This window comes from Streptomyces sp. NPDC006923 (assembly GCF_040635655.1).
In the GTDB taxonomy this organism is placed as follows: Bacteria; Actinomycetota; Actinomycetes; order Streptomycetales; family Streptomycetaceae; genus Streptomyces.
In genome coordinates this window covers 422348-434593 of record NZ_JBEYIF010000002.1, presented here as the reverse complement: position 1 = coordinate 434593, position 12246 = coordinate 422348, and the positions used below count along the sequence as shown (strand labels likewise).

The 12246-nt window shown below is 71.3% G+C and carries 10 protein-coding genes; 5 read left to right on the top strand and 5 right to left on the bottom strand.

Annotation, left to right across the window (positions count from 1 at the left end):
- Nucleotides 1-461: 461 nt before the first annotated feature.
- The gene (aceB, locus tag ABZ707_RS05190; RefSeq protein ID WP_360167979.1) at nucleotides 462-2093 is read right to left on the bottom strand and encodes a malate synthase A; all 1632 of its coding nucleotides are present in this window, start codon (nucleotides 2091-2093) and stop codon (nucleotides 462-464) included.
- A gap of 335 nt (nucleotides 2094-2428) precedes the next feature.
- Complete coding sequence (locus ABZ707_RS05185; RefSeq protein ID WP_360167976.1) at nucleotides 2429-3061, bottom strand: nucleotidyltransferase family protein; 633 nt, start codon at nucleotides 3059-3061, stop codon at nucleotides 2429-2431.
- A 221-nt stretch (nucleotides 3062-3282) separates the two neighbouring features.
- Between ABZ707_RS05185 and ABZ707_RS05180 the strand changes: the two genes are divergently transcribed.
- Entirely contained in the window at nucleotides 3283-3603 is a 321-nt protein-coding gene (locus ABZ707_RS05180) for a DUF5955 family protein (RefSeq protein ID WP_360167973.1), read from the top strand.
- Between the two features lie 76 nt (nucleotides 3604-3679).
- Here ABZ707_RS05180 and ABZ707_RS05175 read toward each other — a convergent pair whose 3' ends face one another.
- Nucleotides 3680-4483 (bottom strand): IclR family transcriptional regulator, encoded by an 804-nt coding sequence (locus tag ABZ707_RS05175; RefSeq protein ID WP_360167970.1) that lies wholly within the window; start codon nucleotides 4481-4483, stop codon nucleotides 3680-3682.
- Between the two features lie 413 nt (nucleotides 4484-4896).
- On the opposite strand from ABZ707_RS05175, the gene allB reads away from it, so the two are divergent.
- The 3 genes from allB to ABZ707_RS05160 all read left to right on the top strand — a co-directional run bounded on the left by allB (nucleotide 4897) and on the right by ABZ707_RS05160 (nucleotide 8731).
- Nucleotides 4897-6234: an allantoinase AllB gene (allB, locus tag ABZ707_RS05170; protein WP_360167967.1), complete on the top strand. Its 1338-nt coding sequence runs from the start codon at nucleotides 4897-4899 to the stop codon at nucleotides 6232-6234.
- Nucleotides 6235-6272: 38 nt separating this feature from the next.
- Nucleotides 6273-7388 carry an allantoicase gene (gene alc, locus ABZ707_RS05165; protein ID WP_360168447.1) on the top strand — a complete coding sequence of 372 codons (1116 nt, stop codon included), beginning with the start codon at nucleotides 6273-6275 and terminating at the stop codon, nucleotides 7386-7388.
- A gap of 149 nt (nucleotides 7389-7537) precedes the next feature.
- Entirely contained in the window at nucleotides 7538-8731 is a 1194-nt protein-coding gene (locus tag ABZ707_RS05160; protein WP_360167964.1) for a cytochrome P450, read from the top strand.
- A gap of 49 nt (nucleotides 8732-8780) precedes the next feature.
- Here ABZ707_RS05160 and ABZ707_RS05155 read toward each other — a convergent pair whose 3' ends face one another.
- Nucleotides 8781-10145, bottom strand: coding sequence for a GAF domain-containing SpoIIE family protein phosphatase (locus ABZ707_RS05155; protein ID WP_360167961.1), 1365 nt, complete (start codon nucleotides 10143-10145; stop codon nucleotides 8781-8783).
- 149 nt (nucleotides 10146-10294) lie between these two features.
- Nucleotides 10295-11311 carry a Gfo/Idh/MocA family oxidoreductase gene (locus ABZ707_RS05150; protein ID WP_360167958.1) on the bottom strand — a complete coding sequence of 339 codons (1017 nt, stop codon included), beginning with the start codon at nucleotides 11309-11311 and terminating at the stop codon, nucleotides 10295-10297.
- A gap of 100 nt (nucleotides 11312-11411) precedes the next feature.
- Here ABZ707_RS05150 and ABZ707_RS05145 point away from each other — a divergent pair, with 100 nt between their 5' ends.
- Nucleotides 11412-12200 (top strand): GntR family transcriptional regulator, encoded by a 789-nt coding sequence (locus ABZ707_RS05145; RefSeq protein ID WP_360167955.1) that lies wholly within the window; start codon nucleotides 11412-11414, stop codon nucleotides 12198-12200.
- Nucleotides 12201-12246 lie beyond the last annotated feature (46 nt).

The window sequence follows — 12246 nt, the reverse complement described above, 5'->3', positions numbered from 1 at the left end:
GCCGGATCCAAAAGGGCCTTTCGTTCGAATCTCGCTGGGCTCACGTCCCCCGCTCCCCGACCCAGCCAGATCCAAACGAGAGACCTTGGGGTCTCTCGTTTGGATCTTGCTGGGCTCGCGTGCCCCGGCACCGTGTCTCGCCGTGTTGTTGTCGGTCTCCGACGCTCCGCGTCGGCTCCCTCCTCCGCCTTGCGATCCACGGCACCAGAGCCCGCTCCCCGACCCAGCCAGATCCAAACGAGAGACCCTAGCCGATCCCCCTTCGCCGCCGTAAGCGGGGCCCGCAGGGGCAGTTGGGACACGCGGGGCTCAGGGGCTGTTTCCGGACACGCCCGGGAGGGGCGTCGCGCGGGCCGCCGGTGTGTCGGTCGCTACCGCAGGGAGCGCGCCGCCCCCGGCGCCGTGGGCGGCCGGGGGCGGTTGTGCTGTCCCCCCGGAGGGGGCGGGAGCGCCTGGACGGGTCAGTCGCGGAGCTGCTCGTAGGCCGGCAGGGTGAGGAAGTCCGCGTACGTCTCGTCCAGCGCGACCTTCAGGAGCAGGTCATGGGCCTGCTGCCAGGCGCCGGACGCGAAGGCTTCCTCGCCGATCTCCTGCCGGACGGCGGCGAGTTCGTCCGCGGCGAGTCGGCGGGCCAGTTCCGGTGTGGCCCGTACGGTCCGGCCGTCGTGCTCGAATTCGACGCCCGCGTTGATCCACTGCCAGATCTGCGAGCGGGAGATCTCCGCGGTCGCGGCGTCCTCCATGAGGTTGAAGATGGCGACGGCGCCGTGGCCGCGCAGCCACGCCTCGATGTAGCGGATGCCGACCTGGACGGCGTTGCGCAGCCCCTCGTAAGTGGGCCTGGCGTCAAGGGAGTCGACGGCGATCAGATCACCCGCGGCGACGGAGACGTCCTCGCGCAGGCGGTCCTTCTGGTTGGGCTTGTCTCCGAGGACCGCGTCGAAGGACGCCATGGCGATCGGCACCAGGTCCGGATGGGCGACCCAGGAGCCGTCGAAGCCGTCGGCCGCCTCGCGGTCCTTGTCGGCCTTGACCTTCTCGAAGGCGACCTTGTTGACCTCGGCGTCGCGCCGTGAGGGGATGAAGGCCGCCATGCCGCCGATGGCGTGTGCGCCGCGCTTGTGGCAGGTGTGGACGAGCAGTTCGGTGTAGGCACGCATGAAGGGCGCGGTCATTGTGACGGCGTTGCGGTCAGGCAGGACGAACTTGGCGCCGCCGTCCCGGAAGTTCTTGACGATCGAGAAAAGATAGTCCCAGCGGCCCGCGTTCAGTCCGGAGGCATGGTCGCGCAGCTCGTAGAGGATCTCCTCCATCTCGTACGCCGCCGTGATCGTCTCGATCAGCACGGTCGCCCGGACGGTCCCCTGCGCCACGCCCAGATACTCCTGGGCGAAGACGAAGATGTCGTTCCAGAGGCGTGCCTCCAGGTGCGACTCCGTCTTCGGAAGGTAGAAGTACGGCCCCTTGCCCCGTTCGATCAGCCGCTTGGCATTGTGGAAGAAGTACAGCCCGAAGTCGACCAGCGCACCGGGCACGGGATCGCCGTTCAATTGGAGGTGACGCTCCGTCAGGTGCCAGCCGCGTGGCCGCGTCACGACGGTCGCGAGCTGGTCCTCGTCCTTCAGCGCGTACGACTTGCCGGAGGCCGGGTCGGTGAAGTCGATGCGGCGTTCATAGGCGTCGATCAGATTGAGCTGTCCGAGGATTACGTTCTCCCAGGTGGGGGCCGAGGCGTCCTCGAAGTCCGCGAGCCAGATCCGCGCGCCCGAGTTGAGCGCGTTGATGGTCATCTTGCGGTCGGTCGGCCCGGTGATCTCCACCCGGCGGTCGTTCAGCGCGGCCGGTGACGGCGCGACCCGCCAGCTCTCGTCCTCGCGGATGGACGCCGTCTCCGGCAGGAAGTCCAGGCTGGACGTGCGGGCGATCTCGGCACGGCGTTCGGCGCGGCGGGCGAGCAGTTCGTCACGGCGGGGTGTGAAGCGCCGGTGCAGCTCGGCCACGAACGTGAGGGCTGCCTCGGTGAGAACCTCCTCCTGCCGTGGCAGGGGGTCGGCTTCGACGATGGCCAGCGGGGAGGGCGCTGGTGCGGACATGAGCTGTCACTCCTTCGCGGGCGGTACCCGGCGGCCGCCGGGGTCCCTGGGGCGGGTCGCGGAAGCCCCGCCCGGTCCGCGGCGGCGGCCGGTACACACTCGCGCGGCGCCGGACGGCACGCGGTGCCAGGGCGTCGGGATACAGCCGCGGGCTCCGCGCCGGGGGTCGGGTGCTTCTGACCTGTGGATACTAGTTTTCTCATGGTGGAAGTTCAATGGTGTGACGATGTCGGGGCTCCCCGGGCCGGAGGCCGTGGCGCCGAGTGCCGCCGCCTCGGCCGGACGGACGACGCCGCTTTCCCCGGGCTGATCCGCGAAGACCGGCCGGACGCGCCCTATCCGGAACGCGGCCCCTCCTCCAGATGCGACAGATCCTCCTCCGTGTCGATGTCGTATGCCCGCGCGACATCCCCGCATTCGACGAGGACGATGTCGCTCTCATGGGTTTTCAGATAGTCGCGTGCGCCGCGGTCGCCCTCCGCGTCAGCGGCGATCTCCACCCAGCGGCAGGCGCCGAACAGCACGGGATGCCCGCGCCTGCCGTCGTAGGAGGCCGCGGCGAGGGAGCCGGGGGAGCGGTACGCGGCCACGACCCGGGCCACCGCCGGCGCGCCGATCCCCGGCTGGTCCACCAGCAGCACCAGTGCCGCGCGCGCGTCGGTGCCGGCGAGCGAGGCGAGGCCCGCGCGGAGGGAGGACCCCATCCCCTCCTTCCACGAGGGGTTGTCGACCAGGACGCAGTCCGGCAGCTCGGCCCGGTCCCGTACCTCTTTCGAGGCCGCCCCCAGCACCACGTGCACCGGCCCGCAGCCGCCCTCGCGCAGCGCCCGTGCCGCGCTCTCGACCAACGGGCGTCCCCGGTGTTCCAGCAGTGCCTTCGGGCGTCCGCCGAGTCTGCGTCCGCCACCCGCCGCGAGCAGCAGCCCGGCGACGGGCGGTGGATGTGTGTCGTTGCGTGTTCCTGCCATGGGCCCTGCATACCTCATCCACGGGCGCTGCGGCGGGAGCGTGGTCACCGGGTATTCCGTCCCCATTCCCGCCCTATTCGGCCGACCGAGTGGCGCGAACCGCTCGTAATGGCGTTAACTTGCCCGCGAACCTGACGCTTGACCACCGTTCAGGAACACAGACCAGCACTGAGGCATGCCCGGCACAAGGACGTGCCTGGGCGAGGGCAAGGGGGAGAGCTTTGTTGCGGAGCGTGCGGCAGACGCCGGTGACAGAGAAGAACGAGGACCCGAGGGTGGCGGGGCTGCAAGCCGCCGTCTCCCGGCTCCGGCGCGAACTGGCCGCGCATCCGGCCGAGTTCAGGGACCGGGCCATCGCCGAGGACGAACTGGCCGCGCTCGCCTCGATGGTGGCGGGCGGCGATCCCGAGATCCCCCGTATGCGCCGTTCGCTGCTGCTGATCGTGGGTTCGATCGGCTCGGTGAGCGCGCTCGCGGCGGCCCTGATGGCCGTACGGAACGCGGTCGACCTCTTCGGAGACGTGCCCCGCCGGCACAGTTGAGAACCTCCGGTCCGGCCGGACCGCCGGGGCGCGGCTCTTCGGGGCCGCGCCCCTCGCGCGTGTCCGGCGCGGGCCGTCAGCCCTGTGCCGCCGTATTCGCCAGCGCCTCGGAGAGATCGCGCGCGACCTCCTGGAGCACCGGGACGATCCGCTCCGTGGCCTCCTCCGTCACCCGGCCCGCCGGGCCCGAGATGGAAATGGCCGCGGCCGTGGGGGAGTTGGGCACCGGCACCGCCAGGCAGCGGACTCCGATCTCCTGCTCGTTGTCGTCGACCGCGTACCCCGACCGGCGCACCACCTCCAGGGCCTCCAGAAAGCCCTCGGGTGTGGTGATCGTCTTTTCGGTGGCGGCGGGCATACCGGTACGGGCGAGCAGCGCGCGGACGTCCTCCGGTGGGGCGCCCGCGAGCAGTGCCTTGCCCACGCCCGTGGAATGGGGCAGCACGCGTCGGCCCACCTCGGTGAACATCCGCATCGAGTGTTTGGAGGGCACCTGCGCGACGTACACGACCTCGTCGCCGTCGAGCAGCGCCATGTTCGCGGTCTCGCCGGTCTCCTCGACCAGGCGGGCGAGATACGGCCGCGCCCAGGTACCGAGCAGCCGGGACGCCGATTCGCCCAGGCGGATCAGGCGCGGACCGAGCGCGTACCGCCGATTGGACTGCTGGCGCACATAGCCGCAGACGACCAGCGTGCGCATCAGCCGGTGGATGGTCGGCAGCGGCAGGCCGCTGCTGGCGGACAGCTCGCTCAGCCCGACCTCGCCACCCGCGTCCGCCATGCGTTCGAGCAGGTCGAAAGCGCGCTCAAGGGACTGGACCCCGCCGCTGGCGGAGGCGGATCTGGTGGCGTCGGTGGCGCTGGTGCTGGACGACGGCACGTCACGGTCCTTTCGAGGCGGGCGGGCAGGCACGCAGCCTACCGGCCGGGCTGCCGTGGGCATGGCCGGGCGCTGGGGCGTCCGAGCCGGTCAGGGTGTGTTTGTCCGTGTCCGGAGGCGACACTGGTGATCTATTTACGCTGTCTATGGGGAACAATATGTTCTGCTTGGTGGAATAGCGATTCCGCTTTACGGAAGGGATTCAGTGTACGGCGGCGGCGCCGATGGTGGCCGGCCCCCTCCCAGGGTGGTCTTGACGGGCCGGAAGCCGGAGTGAAGACTCCGTCAACAGTTCGTTGAACTCTTGGCGCGCGCCCGGCGCACGCTCGGTGGCGGCCCGCCCGGCAGCCTCGCGAAGCTCGCCGTCAGCTCCCTGTCAGCGTTCTGTCAGCTCTGTGAAGTGAGGAGCGCGGGTGTCCGATGTGACTCTGGTGCTGCGTTCGACGCGTGTCATCACCCCCGAAGGCACACGGGCCGCCTCGATCGCCGTCGCCGGCGGAAGGATCGCGGCCGTCCTGCCGTATGACGCGCGGGTGCCGCCCGGCGCCCGCCTGGAGGACGTCGGGGACGATGCCGTCCTCCCCGGGCTCGTCGACACCCACGTCCATGTGAACGACCCCGGCCGCACCGAGTGGGAGGGCTTCTGGACCGCCACCCGCGCCGCCGCGGCCGGCGGCGTCACCACCCTGCTCGACATGCCGCTCAACTCCCTGCCGCCCACCACGACGGTCGCTCATCTCCGTACCAAGCGGGAGGTGGCCCGTACCAGGGCCCATGTCGATGTCGGCTTCTGGGGCGGCGCGGTCCCGGACAACATCAAGGACCTCCGGCCGCTCCATGACGCCGGGGTGTTCGGCTTCAAATGCTTCCTGTCGCCTTCCGGGGTGGACGAATTCCCGGAGCTCGACCAGGAGCGGCTCGGCCTCTCGCTGGCCGAGATCACGGGCTTCGGCGGGCTGCTGATCGTGCACGCCGAGGACCCGCACGAGCTCGCCTCGGCTCCCCGGCGGGGTGGCGCCGCCTACGCCGACTTTCTGGCGTCCCGGCCCCGGGACGCCGAGAACGCGGCGGTCCGGAGCCTGATCGCCCAGGCGAAGCGGCTCGACGCCCGGGTGCATGTGCTGCATCTGTCGTCGTCGGACGCGCTGCCGCTGATCGCCGCGGCCAGGCGAGAGGGCGTCCGGATCACCGTCGAGTCCTGTCCGCACTTCCTCACCCTCACGGCCGAGGAAGTCCCCAACGGGGCAACGGAGTTCAAGTGCTGCCCGCCCATCCGCGAGGCCGCGAACCAGGACGCGCTCTGGCAGGGACTGATCGACGGCACCATCGACTGTGTGGTCTCCGACCACTCGCCGTGCACCGCCGATCTCAAGACACCGGACTTCGCCTCGGCCTGGGGTGGTATCTCCTCCCTCCAGCTCGGTCTGCCCGTGATCTGGACGGAGGCGCGCCGGCGCGGCCGCTCGCTGGAGGACGTCGCCCGCTGGATGTCGACGGCCCCGGCCGCGCTCGCCGGACTGGCCCACAAGGGCGCCGTCGAGGCCGGCCGCGACGCCGACTTCGCGGTCCTCGCGCCCGACGAGACCTTCACCGTGGACCCGGCCGGGCTGCACCACCGCAATCAGGTGACGGCCTACGCGGGCAGGACGCTGTACGGCGTGGTGAGGTCGACCTGGCTGCGTGGCACCCGGATCGCACGGGACGGCGCCCTCACCGAGCCCACCGGCCGTCTGCTCGAAAGGAACAACTGACCGTGTCCCGAGCCCCGTCGCCAGCGTCCGTGCCGCCCGTGCCGTCCGTGCCGTCGTTCACCGGCGACGCCGGTCCGTACCGGGGCGGCGATCCGTACGCCGACTACCGCACCGCCGAGTTTCCCTTCGGCCACCTCACCGACCTCGCCGACCGGCGGCTCGGCGCCGGTGTCATCGCCGCCAACGACGAGTTTTTCGCGGACCGGGAGAACCTGCTGAATCCCGGTGCCGCCGAGTTCGAGCCCGGGCGCTTCGGACACAAAGGCAAGATCATGGACGGCTGGGAGACCCGGCGCAGGCGCGGCACCGGCGCCGAACGGCCGCATCCCGCGGAGGACGACCACGACTGGGCGCTGGTGCGGCTCGGCGTCCCCGGTGTGATCCGCGGGATCGTCGTCGACACCGCCCATTTCCGCGGCAACCACCCGGCGGCGGTCTCGGTCGAGGCCACCTCGCTGCCGGGTGCGCCCTCCCAGTCGCAGCTCCTCGCCGACGAGGTGAAGTGGACGACGCTGGTGGCGCGTACGGCGATCGGCGGCCACGCGGCCAACGGCTTCCGGATCCACGCTGAGCAGCGCTTCACGCATCTTCGGGTCAATCAGCATCCCGACGGCGGGATCGCCCGGCTGCGGGTCTACGGCGAGGTCGCACCCGACCCGGCGTGGCTCGGCGTCCTGGGTACGTTCGACCTGGTCGCGCTGGAGAACGGCGGCCGGGTCGAGGACGCGTCCGACCTCTTCTACTCTCCCGCCACCCACACGATCCAGCCGGGCCGCTCCCGGACGATGGACGAGGGCTGGGAGACCCGGCGGCGGCGCGACCAGGGCAATGACTGGATCAGTTACCGGCTGGTGGAGCAGGCCGAGATCCGCGCGGCCGAGATCGACACGGCGTGTCTGCTGGGCAATTCGGCCGGCTGGGCCACGCTGTCCGCCCGTGACGGCGCGACCGGCGAGTGGACCGAGATCCTGCCCAGGACCCGGCTCCAGCCCGACACCAACCACCGCTTTGTGCTGCCGGCGGTCACGGTGGCGACGGACGCGCGGATCGACATCTACCCGGACGGCGGAATCTCCCGGCTCCGCCTCTTCGGCTCCCTCACGGAGCGCGGCGCCGCCCGGCTGGCCGCCCGCCACCAGGAACTCCTTCCCTGACCGGCGAGGTCCGCGCGAGCGGGGGCGAACACGCCCCTGTCCACCGCCCCGAAGGCTCGGCGTTCATGTCCGGATCACCCCGCTTGTCCATGGCGCGAATCCGGTCATCGGAGACGGCGACGGACAGAGCGGAGACGTACGCTGAGCCGATGGCGGTCATCGATTTGAAAGAATACGGTCCGGACTTCAACGTCGACCCCTATCCGTACTACGCCAAGCTGCGCGAGGCGGGACCCGTCCACGAGGTGCGGGGCACGCAGGGCGAACGCTTCTGGCTGGTCGTCGGATACGAGGAGGGACGCGCCACGCTGGCCGATCCGCGCCTCTCCAAGTCCCCCTCCGTCGTCGGCCATCCGGCGGGCGACGAGGCGATCATGGGCCCGCATGTGCTGACCCTCGACCCACCCGACCACACCAGGCTGCGCAAGCTCGTCGCGCCGGAGTTCACCGTGCGCCGGGTGGAGCAGCTCCGCTCGCGCATCCAGCGGATCACCGACGGACTGCTTGACGCCATGCTCCCGGCCGGCCGCGGCGATCTGGTCGACGAGCTGGCCTTTCCGCTGCCCATCATCGTTATCAGCGAACTGCTCGGAGTCCCGCACCAGGACCGTGACACCTTCCGGGCCTGGACCAATGAGATCGTCGCACCCACCCGGCCGACCGGTGCCCGCGACTGCACCATCGAGCTGTGCGCCTATCTCGACGCGCTCATCGAGGACAAACGCGTCTCCCCGCCCGCCGACGACCTGCTCTCCACGCTGCTGCGCACCAGGGCGGAGGACGGCGACCGGCTGTCCGCCGCCGAGCTGCGCGCCTGGGCCTATGTGCTGCTGATCGCCGGTCATGAGACGACCGTCAACCTGATCTCCAACGCGGTACGGACACTGCTCGCGCACCCGGGCCAACTCGCGGCGCTGCGCGCCGACTTCACGCTTCTCGACGGCGCGATCGAGGAGACGCTGCGATACGAGGGCCCGGTGGAGACCAGCACCCTGCGGTTCACCCGGGAGCCGGTGGCGTACGGCGACACGGTGGTTCCCGCACGGGAGATGGTCCTTGTCGGGCTGGCCTCGGCGGACCGCGACCCGGCCCGCTTCCCCGACCCCGACACCTTCGACATCCGGCGGTCCACGACGGAGGGCAGGGGCCACGGCCATCTGGCCTTCGGCCATGGCATCCACTTCTGTCTGGGCGCCCCGCTCGCGCGGCTGGAGGCCCGGGTCGTCATTCGTACGCTGCTGGAACGCTGCCCGGAGCTGGCGCTCGACCCGGCCGCGGGCTCCTTCGAGTGGCTGCCCGGCCTGCTGATCCGCGGCGTGCGGCGGCTGCCGGTGCGCTGGTAGGACGGATCCGGCCGCCCGGCCGCGTCTGTACGACGAGGCGAGCCGGGCCCTATTCGGCGGTCGCCGTGTACGGGGCGGAGCCGGCCGGCGGGATACGTACGGCGATCAGCGCGATGTCGTCCGTACTCGTCTCGCCGAGGCCGGTCATCAGCTCGTCGCAGAATGTCTCCAGCGGCGCGCGGGCCAGCGCGGCGGCGTGCTGGCGCAGCCGCGTCATGCCGTCGTCGAGGGTTTCGCTGCGGCGCTCGATGAGCCCGTCGGTGTAGAGCAGCACGGTGGAGCCGGGCGGCAGGGACTCCACGCCGTCGGGGCGGATCGTGTCGGGTGCGGCGCCGAGGAGGAGACTCCGGCCGGCGGTCAGAAAGCGGGTGTCGCCCGTCCGGGTGACCAGCAGTGGGGCGGGATGGCCGGCCGCGGCATAGTGCAGAAGCCACTCTCCCTCGGCCTCGGGCTTGGTGACCAGGGCATAGAGGCAGGTCAGAGTCTGCGCGGGATAGAGGATCTCGTTGGCCGCGTCCAGCCGGGCGAGGATCTTGCCGGGGGGCTCCTTGCGGTCGCACGCGATGCCGCGCAGCATATTGCGCATCTGGCTCATGGACACCGCGGCCTTGAGGTCATGGCCGGTGACATCGCCGATGATCAGGGCGAGCGCGCCGTCCGGCAGCAGAAACGCGTCGTACCAGTCGCCGCCGATCTCGGCGCTCGCCCGCGCCGGGTCGTACCGCGCCGCGATGTCCAGGGGCCCGTCCCGGGGCAGGTCGGGCAGCAGGGAACGCTGAAGACGTTCGGCGGTGTGCGCGATCTGCGCGTGCAGATGGGCGTTGTCCACGGCCATGGCGACGCGATGGGCCAGTTCCTCGACCAGCGCCGGCTGTTCCTGGCTGTCCATGGTGTCGGGGCAGTCGGGGCCGTTGCGCACCAGGGTCAGCACACCCAGCACCTGGCGACGCGCACGCAGCGGAACGAGCACCGCGTGGTTCGCGCCGAGCTGTCGGAAGGTCTGGAGTTCAAGGAGGTGCAGGGCGTCGGCGCCCGCCTCCTCCTCGGGCGCGGAGAAGTCCGACAGCAGCAGGGGCCCGGCGCCGCGCAGGGCCCGGGCCAGCGGGGCCTGCGAGTCGTCGTCCGCCGGGGGCAGCAGCGCCTCCAGGAAACGGGAGGGGAACGCGTCGGCTTCCCGGTGCTCCACCACGACCCGGCGCAGCCGTCCCCCGGCCTCCTGCTCGACCAGGTCGATCGCGCACCAGTCCGCCAGCGCGGGAACGAGCACCCGGCACAGCCGGCGCAGCCCCGTTTCCAGCTCCAGAGTGCTGGACAGCGCCTCCGAGGCATTGGCCATCAGGGTCAGCCGGTCCAGGGCGTCCTGCACGGCCCGGTCCACATCGAAGGGATCGTCCTCGGGCGGCTGCGTGATCACATTGCTTCTTCCCTCGGCCCAAGGCGCCCTCGGCCGGTCACGGGGGAGCGTGCCCGGCTCATCGGCACCTGACTCCAGCGTATCCCGGTCCGGGGAGCCCCTCGGGCCGAAGCGCACGCGCCCGTGGCGAGGGCGGAACGGGACCGGGCCTACAAGCCGTCGTGGCGGCCGGGGATCTCGGCCAGGGCCACCGGGCGCCGCTCGCGCCGGGACCGCTCGCACGCCTCCGCGATCCGCAGCGCGTGCAGCGCCTCCCACCCGTCGCACGGATTGTCCAGCTCGCCGCTCACGACCCCGACGAACGCGTCCAGTTCGGCCTCGTACGCCGGCGCGAACCGCTCCAGAAAGCCGGGCCACGGATTGTCGCAGGGCGGCGGACCCTTGGGCTCGGTCGAGGTGATCGGCGTACGGTCGTCGAGGCCGACCGCGAACTGGTCCAGCTCACCGGCCAGTTCCATCCGTACGTCGTAGCCCGCCCCGTTGCAGCGGGTCGCCGTCGCGGTCGCCAGCGTCCCGTCGTCCAGAGTGAGCACCGCGGCGGCGGTGTCGATGTCCCCCGCCTCGCGGAACATCGCGGGCCCGGCGTCCGAGCCCGTCGCGTACACCTCCACCACCTCGCGCCCGGTGACCCACCGCATGATGTCGAAGTCATGGACCAGGCAGTCCCGGTACAGCCCGCCGGACAGCGGCAGATAGGCGGCGGGCGGCGGCGCCGGGTCCGAAGTGATCGCCCGTACGGTGTGCAGCCGGCCGAGCCGGCCCGACTGGACGAGTTCGCGCGCCGCGCCGTATCCCGCGTCGAAACGGCGCATAAACCCGAGCTGGAGGACCGTTCCCGCGGCCTCGACCTCGCGCAGCGCACTCAGCGTGCCCGGCAGATCCAGCGCGATCGGCTTCTCGCAGAAGGCGGGCAGACCGGCCCGCGCGGTGCGGCTGATCAATTCGGCGTGGGCCGAGGTGGCCGACGCGATCACCACGGCGTCCACGCCCCAGGCGAAGACCTCGTCGACGGAGGGAGCGGCGGTCGATCCCGTACGGTCGGCGACCCAGGCAGCCCGCGCCGAGTCGGTGTCCGCGACGACCAGGGAGCCGACATCGCGATGGCGGCTGAGCACGTCCGCGTGGAAGGTGCCGATGCGGCCCGTGCCGATGAGTCCGATGCGCATGGCCCCAAGGTGGCCGCACGCCCTCACCATGTCAAGCATTTGTCCTGACAATCGAACTTCACGACTTCCCGTCAACATTCCATGCGACTACCCTCGACCCGTGCCCAATCAGCCGAGATCAGCGCAGCCCGGACAGGAGCCGGATCACGCTCTGCCGCTTCAGCTCGGCGTGGACCGCACCAGCCCGGTCCCGCTCTACTTCCAGCTCTCCCAGCAGCTCGAAGCGGCGATCGAAAGGGGCCGGCTCGCACCGGGCAGCCTGCTCGGCAATGAGATCGAGCTGGCCGGCCGGCTCGGCCTCTCCCGGCCCACCGTCCGGCAGGCCATCCAGACCCTCGTCGACAAGGGTCTGCTGGTGCGCCGCCGGGGCGTCGGCACCCAGGTCGTGCACAGCCAGGTCAAGCGCCCGCTGGAGCTGAGCAGTCTCTACGACGATCTGGAGGCGGCCGGCCAGCGCCCGGCCACCCGTGTGCTGCGCAACACCGTCGAGCCGGCCACCGCGGTGGCCGCCGCCGCGCTCGGAGTGCCGGAGGGCACGGAGGTGCTGCTCGTCGAGCGGCTGCGGTACGCGCACGACGAGCCCATGGCGTATCTGCGCAACCATCTGCCCCTCGGGCTGTTCGACTGCGACACCGAACGCCTCGGGGCCACCGGCCTCTACCGGATGATGCGGTCCGCCGGAATCACCCTGCACAGCGCCCGCCAGACGGTGGGGGCGCGGGCGGCCACGGCCGAGGAGGCCGGGTGGCTGGCCGAGCAGCCCGGCGCCCCGCTGCTCACGATGGAGCGGACCACCTTCGACGACACCGGACGGGCCGTCGAGTTCGGTTCGCACGTCTACCGCGCGTCGCGGTACTCCTTCGAGTTCCAGCTTCTCGTCCGCCCGTAGCGCGCCCGTAGTTCGCCCCGTCATCCTCCGGTGGCCCGCCGTTCTC